Below are 21,761 nucleotides of genomic sequence, written 5' to 3' on the forward strand. Positions count from 1 at the left end.
TTATGGCTGACTATCAGGGTAAAAAAGTGGTCATTATCGGGTTGGGTCTGACGGGCCTCTCCTGTGTTGATTTCTTTGTCTCACGCGGCGTAACGCCACGCGTGATGGATACCCGTGTCGTGCCACCGGGGTTGGAAAAGCTGCCGGAAAACGTCGAGCGCTGGTTGGGTTCGTTAAATGATGACTGGCTGCAAAGTGCCGATCTGATTGTTGCCAGCCCGGGTATGGCGCTGAGCCATCCTTCGCTGATGGATGCCGCCGATGCGGGGGTGGAAATCGTTGGCGATATCGAGCTGTTCTGCCGTGAAGCGCAGGCACCGATTGTGGCTATCACCGGTTCCAATGGGAAAAGCACCGTCACCACGCTGGTGGGAGAAATGGCGAAAGCGGCTGGCTGGCAGGTGGGTGTCGGCGGCAATATTGGTTTGCCAGCGCTGATGCTGCTGGACAACCCCGCGCAGCTGTATGTGCTTGAGCTCTCCAGCTTCCAGCTGGAGACCACCGTCAGCCTTCGGGCGGCAGCGGCCACGATCCTCAACGTCACTGAAGATCATATGGATCGCTATCCGCTGGGAATGCAGCAGTATCGCGCCGCTAAGCTACGTATTTATGAAAATGCCGCCGTCTGCGTGGTGAACGCTGACGATGCGATGACCATGCCAGTCCGCGGAGCGGATAAACGCTGTGTCAGCTTTGGTGCTGATGTGGGCGATTATCATCTTAATCGCCAGCAGGGCAGTGTCTGGCTGCGCGTGAAAGGCGAGAAAGTCTTAAACACCGACGAAATGCACCTCGTCGGTCAGCACAATTATACCAATGCCCTGGCGGCACTGGCGCTGGCCGATGCCGTGGGCCTGCCGCGAGCCACCAGCCTGAAAGCATTAACCACCTTTGGAGGCCTGCCACACCGCTTCCAGCTGGTGCATGAACACAATGGCGTACGCTGGATTAATGACTCCAAGGCCACCAATGTCGGCAGCACAGAAGCTGCGCTGAATGGTTTACAGGTGAAGGGAACGTTGTGGTTGCTGCTGGGCGGTGATGGCAAATCGGCGGATTTCAGCTCGCTGAGCCGCTATTTGCAGGGCGACCGTATCCGTACTTACTGCTTTGGCCGTGATGGTGCGGCGCTGGCCGCCTTGCGTCCGGAGATTTCAGTGCAGAAGGAAACGATGGCTGAAGCGATGCAACAGATTGCCGACCAGGTTCAGCCGGGTGATCTGGTGCTGCTCTCTCCCGCCTGCGCCAGCCTGGACCAGTTTAAGAACTTTGAGCAGCGTGGTGACGTCTTTGCTCAACTGGCGCGGGAGGCAAACTGATGCGTGTACCGGGTCTGAGCCTGGCCGGTGGCCTCTCCGAACGCCTGAAATCCTGGGTGATGGGATCGCGTGAAAGCGATACCAACTCTATCGTGTTGTATGACCGTACCCTGCTGTGGCTGACCTTCGGCCTGGCGATTATTGGTTTCGTGATGGTGACGTCCGCGTCGATGCCGGTAGGGCAGCGTTTGTCTGACGACCCATTTTATTTTGCCAAGCGTGATGCCTTCTACATTGCGCTGGCGCTGGGGATGTCGCTGGTCACCCTGCGCATCCCGATGGATTTCTGGCAGCGTTACAGCAACATCATGCTGCTGGCCTCCGTGCTGATGCTGCTGATCGTGCTGGTGGTGGGTAGCTCGGTCAACGGGGCTTCGCGCTGGATCGCTCTTGGGCCACTGCGTATTCAGCCTGCAGAATTATCGAAGCTGACGCTGTTCTGTTACCTCGCCAGCTACCTGGTGCGCAAGGTAGAAGAAGTACGTAATAACTTCTGGGGCTTCTGTAAGCCAATGGGTGTGATGGTGGTGCTGGCTGTGTTACTGCTGGCCCAGCCTGACCTTGGCACGGTGGTCGTGCTGTTTGTTACTACGCTGGCCATGTTATTCCTGGCGGGGGCGAAACTGTGGCAATTCCTGGCGATTATCGGCTCCGGCATTTTTGCTGTGTGTTTGCTGATTGTTGCTGAACCTTACCGAATGCGTCGTGTGACCTCCTTCTGGAATCCCTGGGAAGATCCCTTTGGCAGTGGTTACCAGTTAACCCAATCGTTGATGGCCTTTGGCCGAGGCGAATTCTGGGGGCAGGGATTAGGTAATTCTGTGCAAAAACTGGAGTATTTACCTGAAGCACACACCGATTTTATCTTCTCGATTATCGGTGAAGAACTGGGTTATATCGGTGTGGTTTTAGCCCTGTTAATGGTATTCTTCGTCGCTTTTCGCGCGATGTCCATCGGACGTCGTGCTTTAGAGCTCGATCAGCGTTTTTCGGGCTTTCTGGCGTGTTCTATCGGTGTCTGGTTTAGCTTCCAGGCGTTGGTAAACGTTGGGGCCGCAGCGGGCATGTTACCGACCAAAGGTCTGACGTTGCCGCTGATCAGTTACGGTGGATCGAGTCTGATTATTATGTCGACCGCTATCGTATTTTTATTACGCATAGATTATGAAACGCGCCTGGCGAAAGCGCAGGCGTTTAGCAGAGGGTAGTCGATGAGTGGAAAGCGACTGATGGTGATGGCAGGCGGTACTGGCGGGCATGTTTTTCCCGGGCTGGCGGTCGCACACCATCTGATGGCGCAGGGCTGGCAGGTGCGCTGGCTGGGTACCGCTGACCGGATGGAAGCGGACTTAGTGCCGAAGCATGGTATCGACATTGATTTTATCCGCATTAGTGGACTGCGTGGCAAAGGGATTAAAGCGTTGCTGGCTGCGCCATTGCGTATCTTCAATGCCTGGCGCCAGGCGCGGGCAATTATGAAAGCCTGGAAGCCCGATGTTGTGTTGGGTATGGGCGGTTATGTGTCCGGTCCAGGTGGCCTTGCGGCATGGAGCTGTGGGATTCCGGTGGTGCTGCACGAACAGAACGGGATTGCCGGATTAACCAACAAATGGCTGGCAAAGATTGCGACCACCGTAATGCAAGCCTTTCCCGGCGCGTTTCCCAAAGCGGAAGTGGTGGGTAACCCGGTGCGGACCGATGTACTGGCTCTGCCGTTACCGGCGGTACGTTTAGCCGGACGCGAAGGCCCAACCCGTATACTGGTCATTGGCGGCAGTCAGGGCGCGCGCGTGCTCAACCAGACGATGCCTCAGGTGGCAGAGTTGCTGGGTGATGACATCAGTTTGTGGCATCAGGTGGGTAAGGGCGCGCTCGACGCGGTCAATCAACATTATGCTCGTGTGAACCAGACGCAACATCGGGTGTCGGAATTTATCGACGATATGGCCAGTGCTTATGCCTGGGCCGATGTGGTGGTGTGTCGTTCCGGTGCGTTGACCGTCAGTGAAGTGGCGGCAGCAGGCTTACCGGCGATCTTCGTGCCATTCCAGCACAAAGATCGTCAGCAGTACTGGAATGCCCTGCCGCTTGAGCAGGCCGGAGCCGCCAAAATTTATGAGCAGCCGGAATTTACCGCCGAGATAGTGGCTGCCACTCTGGCTCGTTGGGATCGTGCAACGTTATTGCAGATGGCTGAAAAAGCGCGTGCGGTGGCGATCCCGGATGCAACTGAGCGTGTCGCAGCTGAAGTCAGCAAAGCGGCAAAATAATTTCCAGGGGTCGGGCATACCCGACCTGATTGAGAATAGTAGGGGCCAGGCATGCCTGGCCCGCAGCAACACAGGTAAGAGATGAATACACAGCAACTGGCAAAACTGCGTTCGATCGTGCCCGAGATGCGTCGCGTCCGGCACATTCACTTTGTTGGCATCGGTGGTGCTGGCATGGGTGGTATTGCCGAAGTGTTAGCGAACGAAGGATATGAAATCAGTGGGTCAGACCTGGCACCGAATGCGGTGACGCAGCATCTGAGCGCGCTGGGGGCGACCATTTACTTTAACCATCGCCCGGAAAACGTCAGTGATGCCAGCGTCGTGGTGGTGTCTACCGCGGTATCGCAGGACAACCCGGAAGTGGTGGCCGCACGTGAAGCCCGTATCCCGGTGATCCGCCGTGCGGAAATGCTGGCTGAACTGATGCGCTTCCGTCATGGCATTGCGATTGCGGGTACGCATGGCAAAACGACCACCACCGCGATGGTGTCGAGCATTTACGCTGAAGGCGGCCTCGACCCGACGTTTGTTAACGGTGGGCTGGTGAAAGCCGCAGGGACGCATGCGCGCCTTGGCAGCAGCCGCTACCTGATTGCAGAAGCCGATGAGAGTGATGCATCGTTCCTGCATTTGCAGCCGATGGTGGCAATTGTGACGAATATCGAAGCCGATCATATGGATACTTACCAGGGCGACTTCGAAAATTTAAAGCAGACGTTTATAAACTTTCTGCATAACTTACCGTTTTACGGGCGTGCAGTGCTGTGTGTCGATGATGCGGTGATCCGCGATTTGATCCCACGCGTTGGCCGCCAGATCACCACCTACGGCTTCAGCGATGACGCTGATGTGCGCGTTGAGAACTACGAACAGCGCGGTGCACGTGGGCACTTTACGCTGGTGCGCCATGATAAGCCGCTGATGCACGTTACGCTCAATGCGCCAGGCCGCCACAATGCGCTGAATGCAGCGGCTGCAGTGGCAGTAGCGACCGAAGAGAACATTGAGGATGAAGATATCCTCAGTGCGCTGGAGAGCTTCCAGGGCACCGGACGTCGCTTTGACTTCCTTGGTGAGTATCCGGTGACGGATGCGAAGGGGCAGAGCGGTACTGCGATGCTGGTGGATGATTATGGCCACCATCCAACGGAAGTGGACGTAACGATTAAAGCAGCACGTGCAGGATGGCCGGATAAAAATCTGGTGATGATCTTCCAGCCGCACCGTTATACCCGTACCCGCGATTTATATGATGATTTTGCTAATGTTTTGTCGCAGGTTGATGTGTTATTGATGCTGGATGTCTATGCTGCTGGTGAGTCACCGATTCCCGGGGCAGACAGTCGCTCCCTGTGCCGTACTATTCGTGGTCGTGGCAAGGTTGACCCTATCCTGGTCTCTGATCACGATGCGGTATTGGAAATGCTGTTGCCAAAACTGTCCGGCAACGATCTGATTCTGGTTCAGGGTGCCGGTAACGTTGGGCGTATTGCCCGCACCTTGTCCGAGCAAAAGTTACAACTGCAGACGATTAATGAGGAACATCATGGCTGAGAAAGTAGCGGTATTGCTGGGTGGAACCTCCGCAGAACGTGACGTATCGCTGTTATCTGGCGCTGCGGTACTGAAAGGTTTGCAGGAAGCGGGTATTGATGCACATCCGGTAGATATCCGCGATGTGCCTGTTTTACAACTGAAAGAACAGGGCTTTGATAAAGCCTTTATCGCCCTGCATGGTCGTGGTGGTGAAGATGGGACATTGCAGGGCGTGCTGGAATTTCTCAACATTCCTTACACCGGCAGCGGTGTGATGGCGTCCGCAATCACCATGGACAAACTGCGCAGTAAGTATCTGTGGCAGGGGTGCGGTTTACCGGTTTCGCCGTTTGTCGCCCTGACGCGTAAACAGATGGATGACGGCCTGACGCCTGAGGAACTGGCAAGCATCGATGCGCTTGGCCTGCCGCTGTTCGTTAAACCGAGCCGTGAAGGGTCGAGCGTAGGTATTTCGCGGGTGAATGAAGCCTGGCAATTCCCTGCGGCACTGGATGAAGCTTTCCGTCATGACGATGAAGTGCTGGTTGAAGCATTTCTTAGCGGGCCGGAGTATACGGTGGGCGTGATTGGTGAAGAAATCTTACCTTCTATCCGTATTCAGACCGCCAGTGAGTTCTATGACTATGAAGCAAAATACATTTCTGACGATACTCAGTACTTCTGCCCATCTGGGCTGAGTGCGGAGCAGGAAGCGGAATTAAGTGAACTGGTGATCGCGGCATGGCGTGCACTGGGTTGCAGCGGCTGGGGCCGTGTTGATGTGATGATGGGTGGCGACGGGCGTTTCTATCTGCTCGAAGTCAATACTTCCCCGGGAATGACCAGCCACAGTCTGGTTCCGATGGCGGCCAAACAGGCTGGCATGAGCTTTTCACAGCTGGTGACGCGCATTCTGGAACTGGCCGACTGATATGTCTCAGGCTGCTCTGAATGTCCGCAACCGTGAAGCGCAAGAAAAAGCACGCCCCGGTACCGGGCGCAGCAACGGTTCGCGCCTTGCTGGGATCGTTTTCCTGCTGATGGTCATGGGTGTGATGCTGGCTGGCGGTTTTGTGGTGTTGAAGTGGATGAACGATGCCTCCAGGCTTCCGTTGTCGAAGCTGGTGGTCACCGGTCAGACGCATTACACCACGAACGATGACATCCGCCAGGCGATTTTGTCGCTGGGTGAACCCGGCACATTTATGTCGCAGGATGTGGATGTTATTCAGCAACAGATTGAACGCTTGCCGTGGATTCAGCAGGTGAGCGTACGTAAGCAGTGGCCGGACGAATTAAAAATTCATCTGGTTGAGTATGTCCCGGTTGCACGCTGGAATGATGTGCATATGGTTGATGCAGAGGGTAAATCGTTTAGCGTTCCAGCCAGTCATCTCGGCAAAGAAGTGATGCCAATGTTGTATGGCCCTGAAGGCAGCGAGTCCGAAGTTTTAACCGGCTTCCACCAGATGAGTGATGTTCTGGCGGCCAGTAAATTGAAATTGAAAGCGGCATCCATGACCGCACGGCGTTCATGGCAGTTGGTGCTAGAGAATGATATCCGGCTTGAGCTGGGGCGAAACGAAGACATGAAGCGGCTGCAACGCTTTATCGAGTTATACCCCACCCTGCAACAGCAGGCCCAGTTGGATAACAAGCTTATTACCTACGTTGATCTGCGTTACGACTCTGGCGCAGCAGTAGGATGGGCACCAGCACCTATCGTGGCCGCTGACAGTAATCAGCAACAGCAACAAACTCAGGCACAGGCACAGGCTAAACAACAATGATCAAGTCGACGGACAGAAAACTGGTAGTTGGACTCGAGATAGGCACCGCGAAGGTGGCCGCCCTGGTAGGGGAAGTTCTGCCTGATGGCATGGTGAATATTATCGGGGTGGGCAGCTGCCCGTCTCGTGGGATGGATAAAGGTGGGGTCAATGACCTGGAATCGGTAGTCAAATGCGTTCAGCGTGCTATCGACCAAGCCGAACTGATGGCTGATTGCCAGATTTCGTCTGTTTACCTTGCATTATCGGGCAAACATATCAGTTGTCAGAACGAAATAGGGATGGTTCCTATTTCCGAAGAGGAAGTGACACAGGAAGATGTGGAGAATGTGGTACACACCGCAAAATCCGTCCGTGTTCGTGATGAACACCGCATCCTCCATGTTATTCCGCAAGAATATGCGATCGACTATCAGGAAGGGATCAAAAACCCGGTCGGATTATCCGGGGTGCGCATGCAGGCGAAAGTGCATCTGATCACCTGTCACAATGATATGGCGAAGAACATCGTCAAAGCGGTAGAACGCTGTGGCCTGAAAGTGGATCAGTTAATTTTCGCCGGGCTGGCCTCCAGCTTTGCCGTATTGACTGAAGATGAACGCGAGCTGGGCGTCTGCGTGGTTGACGTGGGTGGCGGCACAATGGATATCGCTGTGTATACCGGTGGCGCGCTGCGCCATACCAAAGTGATCCCGTACGCGGGTAACGTGGTCACCAGCGATATCGCCTACGCCTTCGGCACGCCGCCGACAGATGCTGAAGCGATTAAAGTTCGCCACGGCTGTGCACTGGGTTCCATTGTCGGCAAAGACGAAAATGTGGAAGTCCCCAGTGTGGGTGGCCGTCCTCCACGCAGCCTGCAACGTCAGACGCTGGCAGAGGTTATTGAACCGCGTTACACCGAGCTGCTGAATCTGGTGAACGACGAAATCCTGCAATTGCAGGAGCAGTTACGCCAGCAGGGCGTTAAACATCACCTCGCGGCCGGTATCGTACTGACGGGTGGCGCAGCACAGATTGAAGGATTGGCGGCTTGCGCCCAGCGTGTATTCCACACGCAGGTGCGCATCGGACAGCCGTTGAATATCACGGGATTAACGGATTACGCGCAGGAGCCGTACTACTCAACAGCGGTTGGCTTACTGCACTACGGAAAAGAATCTCACCTTAACGGTGAGGCAGAAGTAGAAAAAAGAGCCTCAGTGGGTAATTGGTTCAAGAAAATCAACAGCTGGCTGAGAAAAGAGTTTTAATTTTTACCAAAGGGGATCATGCTGTACCTAAGCAATTTTTACGTTGCAGGTATAGACTTATTGGTGATCTCCAGGCGAACAGGCACATAACGGAGAGAAATTATGTTTGAACCTATGGAATTAACCAACGACGCGGTGATTAAAGTCATCGGCGTCGGCGGCGGCGGCGGTAACGCTGTTGAGCATATGGTGCGTGAGCGTATTGAAGGCGTTGAGTTCTTCGCGGTAAATACCGATGCACAGGCACTGCGCAAAACGGCAGTAGGCCAGACCATTCAGATTGGTAATGGCATTACTAAAGGCCTGGGTGCGGGTGCAAACCCGGAAGTGGGCCGTAACTCTGCAGAAGAAGATCGTGAAGCACTGCGTCAGGCACTGGAAGGTGCAGACATGGTGTTCATCGCCGCAGGTATGGGTGGTGGTACCGGTACAGGTGCTGCGCCGGTTGTGGCGGAAGTGGCTAAAGAACTCGGCATTCTGACCGTTGCTGTAGTGACTAAACCCTTCAATTTTGAAGGGAAGAAGCGCATGGCGTTTGCCGAGCAGGGGATTGCCGAGCTGTCGAAGCACGTCGACTCACTGATCACCATTCCAAACGACAAGCTGCTGAAAGTACTGGGTCGTGGTATCTCTCTGCTGGACGCATTCGGTGCGGCTAACGACGTGCTGAAAGGTGCAGTGCAGGGTATCGCAGAACTGATTACCCGTCCGGGCCTGATGAACGTCGACTTTGCTGACGTGCGCACCGTGATGTCCGAAATGGGCTACGCGATGATGGGTTCAGGCGTGGCGTGTGGCGAAGACCGTGCTGAAGAAGCCGCTGAAATGGCGATCTCAAGCCCACTGCTGGAAGATATCGACCTGTCAGGCGCACGTGGTGTGCTGGTTAACATCACTGCAGGCTTTGACCTGCGTCTGGATGAGTTCGAAACCGTGGGTAACACTATCCGTGCTTTCGCTTCTGATAATGCCACCGTTGTTATCGGTACATCGCTCGATCCAGAAATGAATGACGAACTGCGCGTCACCGTGGTGGCAACCGGTATCGGCATGGACAAACGTCCAGAAATTACCCTGGTGACCAGCAAACAGCCGACTCAGCCGCTGATGGACAACCGTTATCAGCAGCACGGAATGGCCCCGCTGCCGCAGGAACAAAAACCTGCTGCGAAAGTGGTTAATGATCCGGGGGCACAGACGAACAAAGAGCCTGATTATCTGGATATTCCGGCCTTCCTGCGTAAGCAGGCAGACTAAGAATAACCTGAGAAATTGGGATTCTTCGCTCTTTGTGTTAAAGTGTTTGCCCGTCAGTGAAGTAAACTGACGGTCGGATGACTAATTTTTGCGAGATAATACGATGATCAAACAACGGACATTAAAACGTATTGTTCAGACGACTGGCGTCGGTTTACACACCGGCAAGAAAGTCACGCTGACGTTACGCCCTGCGCCGGCTAATACCGGGGTCATCTATCGTCGCACTGACTTGAATCCACCGGTTGATTTCCCGGCTGATGCCAAATCCGTGCGTGATACCATGCTCTGTACTTGCCTGGTTAATGAGCATGACGTACGTATTTCAACGGTCGAACATCTGAATGCAGCCCTTGCGGGACTTGGCATTGATAATATCGTGGTGGAAGTGAACGCGCCTGAAATTCCTATTATGGATGGCAGCGCCGCACCCTTTATCTATCTGCTGATGGACGCGGGTATTGAAGAACTGAACAGCGCCAAGAAATTTGTTCGCATCAAGCAGCCTGTCCGGGTTGAAGATGGCGACAAGTGGGCTGAGCTTTCGCCGCACAACGGTTTCTCACTGGATTTCACCATTGATTTTAACCACCCGGCAATTGACTCCAGTTCACAGCGCTACCGCATGGACTTCTCTGCAGAAGCCTTTGCGCGTCAGATCAGCCGTGCTCGTACGTTTGGCTTTATGCGCGACATCGAAGCATTACAGTCCCGTGGCCTGTGCCTTGGCGGCAGTTTTGACTGTGCAATCGTGGTGGATGATTACCGCGTATTGAACGAAGATGGTCTGCGCTTTGAAGACGAATTCGTCCGTCACAAAATGCTGGATGCGATCGGTGACCTGTACATGTGTGGCCATAACATTATTGGTGCGTTTACCGCATTCAAGTCTGGCCATGCGCTAAACAACAAGCTGTTACAGGCTGTTCTGGCGAAACAGGAAGCCTGGGAATGGGCAACGTTTGAAGACGAAGCTGCACTCCCGGTGAAATTCAAGGCACCAAATCTGGTTCTGGCGTAAGCCTGAACTTACTTATTACGACTGGTTGAGCTGGTACCCTCTCCGGCCAGCGAGGCCAGTCGTTCTAATATTCTCTTCAGTTTTTCCGGGCTCTGGCTCGCGACACTTCGCAACATTTCTGCACTGTGCTCACTAATCTGTCGTAACGGCGGTTTTTCTGCGTCCTTTGCCTGATTGCTTCTTTCTTGTACAGATTCCTGACCTTTTGCCGCCAGCGAAGGATTTATCCTGATGTCGATTGACGTCAATGATGGTAATATTTGCGCACGTAAAGCTGACAGCAGACTGGATTGTTCATAGCGTAAGCGCATCAACCAGCTGGCATTAGCCGTTTCGATGACCAGAATCCCCTGACGGAAGTTTGCCACACGGCACCAGGGATGCAGTTGAGCGGGGATGACACCCTGCACTGCGCGATTCAATTTGTTCAGGGCAATGGCACGTTGCTGCACGTTTTGCAGCACGCTCTGGTCCTGGGCCATATCGAAAAAACTTTCAATTGATTGTGGGCGACTATCTCGCATAGCAAGCTCCGGCGGAACACAGTGATCGGTATTCTTAATCGTTGGCGACAATTTGGCAGACGCTATTTCTGGCCGCATCTCCTTTTGGGGATGGTCGCGGCGAGTCTTGGGCTGCCTCAAGCGTCAGCGCACGAGCGTACTACCTTAGCAGAAACCTCGTCACGAAGCCTGAATATTGGCACCGCCGCACGCTTTGACAGCCTGGCATTGCTCGAAAGTGCTCGACGCCCATCATTCAGCGTAGACTACTGGCATCAGCATGCTATCCGCACGGTCATCCGCCATCTGTCGTTTACGCTGACACCATCGGTGTCACCCGCAGCGGTTGCCGAACAGCCCCACGAAGCGCATAAACTGGCGCTGCTGGATACGCTCAACGCGCTGCTGACTCACGAAGCCAAACCGCCGGTCATTATTCGCTATACAGCCCAACGTCAGGTCGAAGCTGCACCCCGTCATCAAACCGGCCTCTGGCTGGCTCAGGTTCAGGGCATTCGTGCCGGACCCGTTCTCATCTCTTAATTCATAAAAAACAGTCTGTTTAAAATCAAACGTTAAGTGCCCATCATGAACAATGATGGCTGAGAGAAATTATTTATTATGTTAATCAAATTATTAACCAAAGTTTTTGGTAGCAGCAACGACCGTACACTGCGCCGTATGCGTAAATCTGTAGAACAGATCAACAAGATGGAACCGGATTTCGAGAAGCTGTCTGACGACGAGCTGAAAGCGAAAACCGTCGAGTTCCGTGCGCGTCTGGAAAAAGGCGAAGAGCTGGATAGCCTGATCCCTGAAGCCTTTGCAACCGTACGTGAAGCCAGTAAGCGTGTGTTTGCCATGCGTCACTTCGACGTACAGCTGCTTGGCGGTATGGTGCTGAACGATCGCTGCATCGCGGAAATGCGTACCGGTGAAGGTAAAACCCTGACCGCAACGCTGCCAGCCTACCTTAACGCGTTGAGCGGTAAGGGTGTTCACGTGGTGACCGTCAACGACTACCTTGCCCAGCGTGATGCGGAAAACAACCGTCCTCTGTTTGAGTTCCTCGGTCTGAGCATCGGCATCAACTTGCCAGGTATGCCCGCTCCAGCAAAACGTGCCGCTTATGCTGCTGATATTACCTACGGCACTAACAACGAATACGGTTTTGACTACCTGCGCGACAACATGGCATTCAGCCCGGAAGACCGTGTACAGCGTAAGCTGAACTATGCGCTGGTGGATGAAGTTGACTCCATCCTGATTGATGAAGCACGTACACCGTTGATTATCTCCGGCCCTGCTGAAGACAGCTCTGAGCTGTATATCAAGGTCAATAAAATCATTCCTAACCTGATCCGTCAGGAAAAAGAAGATTCTGACAGCTTCCAGGGGGAAGGCCATTTCTCTGTTGATGAAAAATCGCGTCAGGTTCACCTGACCGAACGCGGCCTGGTGGCCGTTGAAGAATTGATGGTCAGTGAAGGGATTATGGCTGAGGGAGAGTCTCTCTACTCGCCAGGTAACATCATGATGATGCACCACGTGACCGCTGCACTGCGCGCCCACGTGCTGTTTACCCGTGACGTTGACTACATCGTTAAAGATGGCGAAGTGATCATCGTCGATGAACACACCGGCCGTACCATGCAGGGCCGTCGCTGGTCTGATGGTTTGCATCAGGCCGTTGAAGCTAAAGAAGGCGTGGAAATCCAGAACGAAAACCAGACGCTGGCTTCAATTACCTTCCAGAACTATTTCCGTCTGTATAACAAACTGGCCGGAATGACCGGTACTGCCGACACTGAAGCGTTTGAGTTCAGCTCTATCTACAAGCTGGATACCATTGTGGTGCCAACCAACCGCCCAATGGTTCGTAAGGATCTGCCGGATCTGGTCTATATGACTGAAATGGAGAAGATCGGCGCGATCATCGAAGACATCCGCGAGCGCACCGCTAACGGCCAGCCAGTGCTGGTCGGGACCATTTCGATTGAGAAATCGGAAGTGGTGTCTAATGAGCTGACCAAAGCGGGCATCAAGCACGAAGTGCTGAACGCCAAGTTCCACGCACGCGAAGCGGATATCGTCTCTCAGGCGGGCCAGCCAGCAGCGGTTACCATTGCAACCAACATGGCGGGTCGTGGTACTGACATCGTGCTGGGCGGTAGCTGGCAGTCAGAGATTGCTGCCATCGAAGAACCAACGGCTGAACAAATTGAGGCAATCAAAAGCGCGTGGAAAATTCGCCATGATGCTGTGCTGGCCTCCGGCGGTCTGCATATCATCGGTACTGAGCGTCATGAATCACGCCGTATTGATAACCAGCTGCGCGGCCGTTCAGGCCGTCAGGGTGACCAGGGTTCTTCCCGCTTCTACCTGTCAATGGAAGATGCCCTGATGCGTATCTTCGCCTCAGACCGCGTCACCAATATGATGCGTAAACTGGGTATGAAGCCTGGCGAAGCGATTGAGCACCCATGGGTGACCAAAGCCATTGCCAACGCTCAGCGTAAAGTAGAAAGCCGTAACTTCGATATCCGTAAGCAGCTGCTGGAATACGATGACGTTGCCAGCGATCAGCGCCGTGCTATCTATACACAGCGTAATGAACTGCTTGATGTGTCTGACGTGTCAGAAACCATTGCCAGCATTCGTGAGGATGTGTTTAAAAGCACCATTGATAGCTACATACCGCCGCAGTCTCTGGAAGAGATGTGGGATGTTGCTGGTTTGCAGGAGCGCCTGAGCAACGATTTCGACCTCAATCTGCCGATTCAGGAATGGCTGGATAAAGAGCCAGAGTTGCATGAAGAGACGTTGCGTGACCGCATCATGGAGCAGGCGAAAGAACAGTATCAGCGTAAAGAAGAAGTGGTTGGCGTTGAAATGATGCGCAACTTCGAGAAAGGCGTGATGCTGCAAACGCTGGATTCCCTGTGGAAAGAACACCTGGCAGCAATGGACTACCTGCGTCAGGGCATCCATCTGCGCGGCTACGCGCAGAAAGATCCGAAGCAGGAATATAAGCGTGAGTCCTTCGCAATGTTTGCGGCAATGCTGGAATCACTGAAGTATGAAGTGATCAGCACCCTGAGCAAGGTTCAGGTGCGTATGCCGGAAGAAGTTGAACAGATGGAAGAACAGCGTCGCCTGGAATCTGAGCGCCTGGCACAGCAACAGCAGTTAAGCCATGTGGATGCCGATACCGAAGCGGCACAGTCTCTGTCTGAACAGACCGGCGAACGCAAAGTGGGGCGCAATGACCTGTGCCCGTGCGGCTCAGGTAAAAAATACAAGCAGTGTCACGGTCGCCTGGCGTAGTCAGCCGCGAACGATAACACCAGGGGCCGGAAATTTTCCGGCCCTTTTTTTATGTGTTTTGCCAAAGGAACAGTATCCAGATCGCCGCTGCCAGCGCCGGGCCAAAGGGCAGTCGTGCCGACAGTGAGCGCTTAACCACCAGACGCGCCAGCATGAAAACAGTGATACCCAGAGATGAAGCCAGTAGTAGTAATGGCGGAAGGGTTTGCCAGCCCAACCATGCCCCTCCGGCAGCCAGTAATTTCGCATCCCCCCTTCCCAGACCCTCTTCACCACGCACGATCTGATAACACCACGCGAGTAGCCAAAATAACCCATAACCTAGCACGGCGCCGGCAATCCCCTGTTCCAGAGACACTGATGGCATCACTCCGGCAAGATGGCACAGCAGACCTACCCATAACAAAGCAAGCGTCAGGCTGTCCGGTAATAAAAAATGCATACTGTCGATGATCGCCAGCGCCAGTAATAGCCAACTCAGCAGCAGAGCGGCCAACAGCAGCAGTCCTGCAGGCAGGAGGCAGGCGACCAGTAATGTGATCAGCAGTGACAGACTTTCGATGGCGGGGTAACGCCAGGAAATGGTTTCCTGGCATCCTCTACAGCGCCCGCGCAGCCACAGCCAGCTAAACAGAGGAATGTTATCGCCCATCGTCAGTGTTATCTGACAGTGTGGGCAATAAGAGCGTGGAAATCCCAGGTTGAACCGGTGAGGGTCGTTTCGCTGTATCATCAGCGGAAGCCTGAAAACCACCACATTCAGCAGACTGCCTGCACACAGTCCAGACATCACCAGCAATGCCCAGTAAATCCATACTGATTCCGTCGCAAATTGCAGCATTATTTTCTCCCTCTCTCATCCATGATGCTGCGCACTATAGCGCCGGATACCGGGTGAAGGCAGGGCTGAATGCATTTGCACCATGTTACATTTCAGCCATGCGGCGAGGCTCGATCTTTCCGATCTTACCCGCATAACAACTTGTCATTGGGGGGCAACGCTGGAATAGTGGCGGGAAAAATAAGTCAGCCAGTGAAGTGAGGAAAACATGAAGCACCTGCAAGTGGCCGTTGGCATTATTCGTAAAGATGGAGAAATTTTTTTAGCGCAACGCTCCGCAGACTCCTATATGGCCAACCGCTGGGAGTTTCCTGGGGGGAAAATGGAAGAGGGTGAAAGCCCCGAACAGGCGCTGAAACGTGAGTTGCTGGAGGAAACCGGCATCGAGGTGGTGAATGCCACGGCGTACGATACTGTCGATCACACCTATGACGATTTGCGCGTTACGCTGCACTTTTTCATTGTCGATCGCTGGAATGGCGAGCCGTGGGGGCGTGAAGGGCAGCCACAGCGCTGGGTCAGGCAGAGCGAACTGGATGCGGAGGCATTCCCCCCCGCAAACGTTGAGATTGTTGCGCGACTGAAAGCCAGCGCTTAATCATTAATCGCGATCAAATGGCTGCTCACTCCAGTCATCGCTGTCAGTCTGGTCACCGCTGCTGGGAATACGTTTCTCTTCAGCGGCCCATTCACCCAGGTCAATTAACTGACAGCGCTTGCTGCAGAATGGCCTCCAGGTACTGAGTTCATCCCAGATAACCTGTTTACTACAGGTCGGGCAGTTCACTACGGTTACATCATTCATTACACTTACCTTAACAACAGGCCAGCTCGAAATCGAAGCGGGCAGGAACTTCACCACGTTCGCTGTCCAGTGGCAGAAAACGGATGGCATAACGGCTTTTATGGCCAGAAATCTGAGGATATAACGCATCATCCAACCGGAGTTGCATACGCAACAGGTCAGCTCCTTCCGCATTATCCTGGAAGAAACCATTCAGGCTGGTGTGATTACGGAATATCCCTGACTGGCGAATCAGATCGAGGATCATTGTCAGCGCCTGTTGTATCGGTACGAGCGATGCCATCCAGGTGGTCACCTGCTGGTCACGCAGGTGCTGTTCAATATGAAGCCAGATATGTAGCGTAGGCAGATCAAAGCTACAGCAGCCTCCTGGAATGCTCAGGCGCTGACGCACCAGGGCTATCAGCCGTTCTTCGCGTAAAATCTGGCCCATGCGGGGGGCGGACATCAACGTAGCACCGAAACTTTTAAGATCGCTGCGCAGTGAGTTAATACGCGCCATATCTACGCCAGGCACTTCCGCCCAGCCCAGCAGTTTCTGCTGCTGACGTTCAAGTTCTTTCAGGATATCTGTACGAAGCTCGCCGCGCTCAAAGACGTCCAGGAGTTCGGCAGCATTACGGAAAAAGGTCAGGGCACCCAAATGGTCGGTGATTTTCTGGCTGGCAGTCAGCTGTTTTAGTAAAAATTCGATACGCAGCCAGGTGCGCATTTTCTCATTCAGAGGGTGCTCAAATAGAACCATTGTACTCATACTGTTAATCCCGATAGCGTGTCGCAGCCAGCGCCAGATAACGCTGGTTGAGTTCGGCAACGTGCGCTGTCACCGTCTCAAGCGACCCGCAGTTATCAATAATATCATCCGCTACTGCCAGACGCGCTTCGCGTGTTGCCTGTGCAGCAAGAATATTCTCAGCCTGTTCACGGCTAATGTTATCACGGCTCATGGTCCGGGCCAGTTGCGTTTCACGGTCTACATCGACCACCAGTACCCGGTCAGCCAGATGCTGCAAATTATTCTCCACCAGTAGAGGAACCACCCACAGACACCATAGTGACTGGGTTAATGCTAGCTGCTGTCGGGTTTCTGCATGGATAAGAGGATGTAACAAATTATCAATCCAGCGTTTTTCCGCTGGAGAGCTGAAAATTTTCTGGCGTAATGCCGGCCGGTTTAACGAGCCATCCGGGTGCAGCACATCGTCGCCAAATCGGGCGTGAATAGCGGCTAGCGCGGGCTGGCCCTTTTCCACCACCTGACGTGCGATAATATCCGCATCGACAATATCAACGCCCAGTGAGGCAAAGGCATTCGCAATGGTACTTTTTCCGCTGCCGATACCACCGGTCAGCGCTACGGTATAGCGCATAGGTCTTGATTCTCTCTGCCTTGTCGTACTGGAATTTGCGCGTTGAAGGCAAATTTGAGGCACAGATCACAAGACAAATTCACAGGTAAATTTCTCGAATTGTAGCCTAAATAAATCAAATTTCGCAGTCTTGTCGGCGCGTTTTTAGCGCGTATGATAGCGTCACTGGAGCGGGCAATTTGCTTATGACCAAAAGTGTTGCCCGCAGAGTGCGTTATTGCACCAACGCCATCAACCAGGAAATCTGTTATGCGTATCGAAGAAGATATTAAGTTAGGCTTCAAAGATGTTCTTATCCGGCCAAAGCGTTCAACGCTGCAAAGCCGTTCTCAGGTTGAGCTGGAGCGTCAGTTTACCTTCAAGCATTCAGGTATTGCCTGGTCAGGCGTACCGATCATTGCCGCGAATATGGATACCGTCGGTACTTTCAGCATGGCACAAGCACTGGCCTCATTCGATATCCTCACCGCAGTGCATAAGCATTACAGCGTTGAGCAGTGGCGGGCATTTGTTGAGCGTTCCACGCCTGCGGTGCTTCAGCATGTCATGGTGTCGACCGGCACGTCTGAGGCAGATTTCCTGAAGTTACAACAAATCCTGGCGTTATCACCGGCACTCAATTTTATCTGTATCGATGTGGCTAATGGCTACTCTGAGCACTTTGTGGCTTTCCTGCGGCGGGCACGCGAAGCCTGTCCGGGGAAAACCATCTGCGCCGGCAACGTCGTGACGGGCGAAATGGTCGAGGAACTGATCCTTTCCGGGGCAGATATTGTGAAAGTCGGTATCGGCCCGGGTTCTGTTTGTACTACCCGAGTGAAAACGGGGGTTGGCTACCCGCAGCTGTCTGCCGTTATTGAGTGTGCCGATGCGGCGCATGGATTGGGCGGCCAAATCGTGAGTGATGGTGGTTGTTCGGTGCCTGGCGATGTTGCAAAAGCTTTCGGTGGCGGAGCCGATTTTGTCATGCTTGGCGGTATGCTGGCGGCCCATGATGAATGTGAAGGGACGCTGGTCGAAGAGAACGGCGAACAGTTTATGCTGTTCTACGGCATGAGTTCAGAGTCGGCCATGAAGCGTCATGTAGGCGGTGTTGCGCAATACCGTGCAGCTGAAGGAAAAACCGTTAAATTGCCGCTTCGTGGGCCTGTTGAGTTTACCGCACGCGATATTCTCGGCGGCCTGCGTTCAGCTTGTACTTATGTGGGCGCTGAGCGCTTGAAAGAACTGACCAAGCGCACGACGTTTATTCGTGTTAATGAGCAGGAAAACCGCATTTTTAACCGATAAGAATAGCCTTTAACGCCACAAGTGCTCCCGCCCAACCGGGCGGGGACATGGTTTTTAGCCGAGCGCATCCCCTAACCGGAACACGGGCAGATACATCGCCACCACCAGCGTGCCCACAATTCCCCCAATGACCACCATCATTAATGGCTCTAGTGCGGCGGCCAACTGGTCTGCCAACTGATGGGTCTGTTGTTCATGCCAGCTTGCCAGTCTTTCCAGTAACGTATCCAGTGACCCTGACTCTTCGCCCACCTTGACCAACTGATAACACAGTGGGGTGAACAACGTATGCGACTTCAGCGCCTGATGCAGCGGATTACCGGCAGCGATATGTTGCTGTAACTGCATGATGGCCTCACGCCAGAGTAGGGGCGAAAGCGTTTTCTCAACCGCCTGAAGGCTTTGCAGCAGAGTCAGCCCGGCACGCTGAGTCATGGAGAGCGTGGTAAATATCTGGGTCAACAGACTGCCCTGATACAGCGTGGCAATCAGCGGCAATCTGAGTAACAGACGCTGTTCTCGCCGCTGCCAGGCTTGGGATGTCCTGCGCTGAACGTTCCAAAAAACACCGATACTCACAATAAACACCATAAATATCAGTGCCTGTTGCTGTAGTAGCTTAGAAAATGCAATGACCGCGGAGGTAAAGGCGGGGAGTGGCGCGTTGAAGGTGTGGTAAATTTCGACGAACTCCGGTAACACAAATACCAGCATACCGATGCTGACCAGCAGGGCGACCGCCAGAATAAAGAGTGGATAGCGTAGTGCTTTTTTCACTTTCAGCTGTAGCTGTTGCTGCCGTTCTTGCTGGCTTGCCAGTTGCTGGCAGCACTCATCCAGCTCCCCTGTCAGTTCGCCAATGTGCACCAGTGCCGGAAACAGCGGTGGGAAAACATCCGGCCATGCAGCCAGCGCCTGCGAGAAAGGTTCTCCGGCGGAAATGCTCTGCTGAAGCCGCAACAACAGCGCCTGCCAGCCGGGTTCAGGGTGATCTTCGCCCAGCAGCTGTAAACTGCCCGTCAGGGGAATTCCCGCTTTCAGTAACGTTGCCAACTGGCGGACAAATGCGTTCTTCTGTTGCCACTGCCAGTGACGCGGAGCATAGCTGCGGCCACGGGCGATCTTTAACGGGAGCTGATGAACAGCCGCAAGATCCTCAATAATCTGCCCGGCGCTGGTGGCAAAACTGCTTCCCTGATGTAACTGCCCGTCGTCGTCAATCGACTGCCAGCGGAAAAGTGTTCGTTTATTCATCACTACCACCCGCTACACGGGTTAACTCTTCCAGAGTGGTATCGCCACGATTCACGCAGTGAAGCCCCTCAACAAACAGTGAGTTCAGTCCTTGTTGACGTGCAATATCTGCCAGCTCTTCCGGGCGTGCCGATTTTGCCAGCGCATTTTGCAGCCGCGCAGTGATGGGTAGTAGCTCAAACAGTGGCAGACGCCCATAGAAACCAGAAAAACAGTGTTCACAACCCACCGCACGCCAGTTCTGCACGGTACCCGGCCAGATATGAGGCGGAAAATGGGCCGTTGCTTCTGCGGGCTGGCGGCAGTGTTTGCACAGCCTGCGAACCAGACGTTGAGCAATCACCAGTTTGAGCGCAGAGGCCAGCAGATAGCCTGGCACCCCCATTTGCCCCAAACGTACCAGCGTTTCAGTGGTGGAGTTAGTATGCAGAGTCGATAGCACCAGATGTCCAGTTTGAGCGGCTTTAACGGCGATCTCAGCGGTTTCTCCATCGCGGATCTCACCGATCATAATGACATCGGGATCCTGGCGCAGCAGGGCGCGTAATACGCGATGAAAATCGAGCCCGGATCGGGCATGAATCTGGGTTTGGTTCACGCCTGCCAGGGGGATCTCCACCGGATCTTCCACGCTGCAAAGATTACGTGTGGCGACATTTAGCCAACTGAGGCCACTGTAAAGCGTGAACGTTTTTCCACTTCCAGTGGGGCCGGTGACCAGAATCATTCCCTGAGGGCGGGATAATGCATCACGGTAGCGCTTGAGAAGCGGGCCAGGCATACCGATATTCTCCAGTGCAATTGCCCGCGTATCGCTTTGCAACAGGCGCACCACCGCCTTTTCACCAAAGCGGGTGGGCAGCGTCGACAGGCGAAATGATTCCGTCGTATTGTTCAGCGCCAGTGAAAACTGCCCGTCCTGTGGGACGCGGCGTTCCGCAATATCGAGGCCCGCAAGAATTTTAAGTCGTGCGATGAGTGCTGCGCTATTTTCACAGCCTGTTGCCGGCAGCAGTTGCATGACGCCATCGACGCGCAAGCGCAGACGTAACCCATTTTCCTGTGGTTCGATATGCAGGTCAGAGGCACGTTTTTGCAGTGCCTGGGCCAGCAGATAATCCACTTTTTCTACCGCTGTACCGCTATGCTCTTCCGGGGCAGGTTCTTGCGCGGCTGTTGTCATTGTCTGTCGGGAAAACTGCTCCAGCCTTGCCTGTGGCCAGCATTCGACATTAATTGCGCTATGCGTAGCGAAGCGTAATTCAGTCATCATTTCATGACTGGGTGAGTCTGCCAGCGCAATGTGAAGCCGTTGCGGATTGCATTCAATAATTACGGCTTGGTAACGGTGGCAGATAGCCTCCAGCGCCCGCTGTGTCTCTACTGTCATGGCGTCTCATCCTCATCAAAACGGAATACATCCTGACAGGCGTCCTTCAGTCCGCTATTGGTGCTGCTACAACTGCGCTGCCAGCTTAACTGGCCATCATTGCTATTCCACTGGGGGCTCAGTTTCACACTCAGCCCTTTGAGGCTCTCCTGGCCGGTAAGCGTGATGACTCCTGCATTGGTGGTCAGTGCCGAAACATAGCGTGAGGTCCGTTCAGCCGGAACCCCGTTACTCCCCGCGCTACAGTTTCCACTGCTACCGCGTTCAATGGCGCACAGCTCTACGGCGGTTTTATACGGCATCGCCGTTTGCAGCATATCGGTGAGTGCGGCTTTTTGCAGATAGCCCTGGTAAGCGGGCAGGCCGATGGCGCTGAGAATGGCAATAATCGCGATGACAATCATCAGTTCGATCAGGGTAAAGCCCTCTTGGTAGTTCATGGTAAACCTCCTTGTGTATTGAGGCTGGCAACATAAACCCGGGATGTGCGGTCAGCCAGCGGCAAACGGCAGCTTTCAGAGGAGGGACGTAA

Annotated in this window: 21 protein-coding genes; 13 read left to right on the top strand and 8 right to left on the bottom strand. The window is 53.9% G+C overall.

The genetic code is table 11. The features are described from left to right. Nucleotides 1–2: 2 nt before the first annotated feature. From murD to lpxC, 9 genes are all read left to right on the top strand, one after another. Nucleotides 3–1,319 carry a UDP-N-acetylmuramoyl-L-alanine--D-glutamate ligase gene (murD, locus tag FVB43_RS02930; protein ID WP_167863364.1) on the top strand — a complete coding sequence of 439 codons (1,317 nt, stop codon included), beginning with the start codon at nt 3–5 and terminating at the stop codon, nt 1,317–1,319. Next, nucleotides 1,319–2,527, top strand: coding sequence for a cell division protein FtsW (gene ftsW, locus FVB43_RS02935; RefSeq protein ID WP_133842302.1), 1,209 nt, complete (start codon nt 1,319–1,321; stop codon nt 2,525–2,527). The genes murD and ftsW overlap by 1 nt, the downstream gene beginning before the upstream one ends. 3 nt (nt 2,528–2,530) lie before the next feature. After that, nucleotides 2,531–3,589 carry an undecaprenyldiphospho-muramoylpentapeptide beta-N-acetylglucosaminyltransferase gene (gene murG, locus FVB43_RS02940; protein ID WP_133842301.1) on the top strand — a complete coding sequence of 353 codons (1,059 nt, stop codon included), beginning with the start codon at nt 2,531–2,533 and terminating at the stop codon, nt 3,587–3,589. A gap of 81 nt (nt 3,590–3,670) precedes the next feature. After that, nucleotides 3,671–5,146, top strand: coding sequence for a UDP-N-acetylmuramate--L-alanine ligase (murC, locus tag FVB43_RS02945; RefSeq protein ID WP_133842300.1), 1,476 nt, complete (start codon nt 3,671–3,673; stop codon nt 5,144–5,146). Continuing rightward, complete coding sequence (locus FVB43_RS02950; RefSeq protein WP_133842299.1) at nt 5,139–6,059, top strand: D-alanine--D-alanine ligase; 921 nt, start codon at nt 5,139–5,141, stop codon at nt 6,057–6,059. Before murC ends, FVB43_RS02950 begins: the two co-directional genes overlap by 8 nt. A 1-nt stretch (nt 6,060) precedes the next feature. Beyond that, nucleotides 6,061–6,918, top strand: coding sequence for a cell division protein FtsQ (ftsQ, locus tag FVB43_RS02955; RefSeq protein ID WP_167863365.1), 858 nt, complete (start codon nt 6,061–6,063; stop codon nt 6,916–6,918). Beyond that, nucleotides 6,915–8,171, top strand: a complete 1,257-nt coding sequence (gene ftsA / locus FVB43_RS02960) for a cell division protein FtsA (protein ID WP_048914885.1) — start codon at nt 6,915–6,917, stop codon at nt 8,169–8,171. Before ftsQ ends, ftsA begins: the two co-directional genes overlap by 4 nt. A gap of 102 nt (nt 8,172–8,273) precedes the next feature. After that, a complete protein-coding gene (gene ftsZ / locus FVB43_RS02965) occupies nt 8,274–9,428 on the top strand; it encodes a cell division protein FtsZ (protein ID WP_133842297.1) in 1,155 nt (384 codons plus the stop codon). A gap of 103 nt (nt 9,429–9,531) precedes the next feature. After that, complete coding sequence (gene lpxC, locus FVB43_RS02970) at nt 9,532–10,449, top strand: UDP-3-O-acyl-N-acetylglucosamine deacetylase (protein WP_133842296.1); 918 nt, start codon at nt 9,532–9,534, stop codon at nt 10,447–10,449. 8 nt (nt 10,450–10,457) lie between these two features. Here lpxC and FVB43_RS02975 read toward each other — a convergent pair whose 3' ends face one another. Further along, nucleotides 10,458–10,973 (bottom strand): DUF721 domain-containing protein, encoded by a 516-nt coding sequence (locus FVB43_RS02975; protein ID WP_133842295.1) that lies wholly within the window; start codon nt 10,971–10,973, stop codon nt 10,458–10,460. A 21-nt stretch (nt 10,974–10,994) separates the two neighbouring features. On the opposite strand from FVB43_RS02975, the gene secM reads away from it, so the two are divergent. Further along, nucleotides 10,995–11,495: a secA translation cis-regulator SecM gene (gene secM, locus FVB43_RS02980; protein WP_159336885.1), complete on the top strand. Its 501-nt coding sequence runs from the start codon at nt 10,995–10,997 to the stop codon at nt 11,493–11,495. A gap of 78 nt (nt 11,496–11,573) precedes the next feature. Continuing rightward, entirely contained in the window at nt 11,574–14,279 is a 2,706-nt protein-coding gene (gene secA / locus FVB43_RS02985) for a preprotein translocase subunit SecA (protein ID WP_167863366.1), read from the top strand. Nucleotides 14,280–14,328: 49 nt separating this feature from the next. On the opposite strand, the gene FVB43_RS02990 is transcribed toward secA, so the two are convergent. Further along, on the bottom strand, nt 14,329–15,120 hold the full coding sequence (locus tag FVB43_RS02990; protein ID WP_133842292.1) for a prepilin peptidase: 792 nt from the start codon (nt 15,118–15,120) through the stop codon (nt 14,329–14,331). Nucleotides 15,121–15,328: 208 nt separating this feature from the next. Between FVB43_RS02990 and mutT the strand changes: the two genes are divergently transcribed. Beyond that, the gene (mutT, locus tag FVB43_RS02995; protein ID WP_133842291.1) at nt 15,329–15,718 is read left to right on the top strand and encodes an 8-oxo-dGTP diphosphatase MutT; all 390 of its coding nucleotides are present in this window, start codon (nt 15,329–15,331) and stop codon (nt 15,716–15,718) included. Between the two features lie 3 nt (nt 15,719–15,721). Here mutT and yacG read toward each other — a convergent pair whose 3' ends face one another. From yacG to coaE, 3 genes are read right to left on the bottom strand one after another with little or no spacing between them, the layout of a single operon-like run. Further along, the gene (yacG, locus tag FVB43_RS03000) at nt 15,722–15,925 is read right to left on the bottom strand and encodes a DNA gyrase inhibitor YacG (protein WP_133842290.1); all 204 of its coding nucleotides are present in this window, start codon (nt 15,923–15,925) and stop codon (nt 15,722–15,724) included. A gap of 10 nt (nt 15,926–15,935) precedes the next feature. Beyond that, nucleotides 15,936–16,679: a cell division protein ZapD gene (zapD, locus tag FVB43_RS03005; protein ID WP_167863367.1), complete on the bottom strand. Its 744-nt coding sequence runs from the start codon at nt 16,677–16,679 to the stop codon at nt 15,936–15,938. A gap of 4 nt (nt 16,680–16,683) precedes the next feature. Further along, nucleotides 16,684–17,295 carry a dephospho-CoA kinase gene (gene coaE / locus FVB43_RS03010; protein WP_133842288.1) on the bottom strand — a complete coding sequence of 204 codons (612 nt, stop codon included), beginning with the start codon at nt 17,293–17,295 and terminating at the stop codon, nt 16,684–16,686. A 249-nt stretch (nt 17,296–17,544) separates the two neighbouring features. On the opposite strand from coaE, the gene FVB43_RS03015 reads away from it, so the two are divergent. Next, nucleotides 17,545–18,585, top strand: a complete 1,041-nt coding sequence (locus tag FVB43_RS03015; protein WP_133842287.1) for a GMP reductase — start codon at nt 17,545–17,547, stop codon at nt 18,583–18,585. A gap of 54 nt (nt 18,586–18,639) precedes the next feature. Here the strand turns inward: FVB43_RS03015 and hofC are convergent, their stop codons facing one another. Genes hofC through ppdD form a run of 3 tightly spaced genes read right to left on the bottom strand, consistent with a single transcriptional unit; the run spans nt 18,640 to nt 21,669 of the window. Then, nucleotides 18,640–19,839, bottom strand: coding sequence for a protein transport protein HofC (gene hofC / locus FVB43_RS03020; protein WP_167863368.1), 1,200 nt, complete (start codon nt 19,837–19,839; stop codon nt 18,640–18,642). Next, nucleotides 19,832–21,229, bottom strand: coding sequence for a type II secretion system protein GspE (gene gspE, locus FVB43_RS03025; protein ID WP_159336887.1), 1,398 nt, complete (start codon nt 21,227–21,229; stop codon nt 19,832–19,834). The genes hofC and gspE overlap by 8 nt, the downstream gene beginning before the upstream one ends. After that, complete coding sequence (ppdD, locus tag FVB43_RS03030) at nt 21,226–21,669, bottom strand: prepilin peptidase-dependent pilin (protein WP_133842284.1); 444 nt, start codon at nt 21,667–21,669, stop codon at nt 21,226–21,228. Before ppdD ends, gspE begins: the two co-directional genes overlap by 4 nt. Nucleotides 21,670–21,761: the final 92 nt, after the last annotated feature.

The organism is Erwinia rhapontici (genome assembly GCF_012271765.1).
Taxonomy (GTDB): Bacteria; Pseudomonadota; Gammaproteobacteria; order Enterobacterales; family Enterobacteriaceae; genus Erwinia; species Erwinia rhapontici.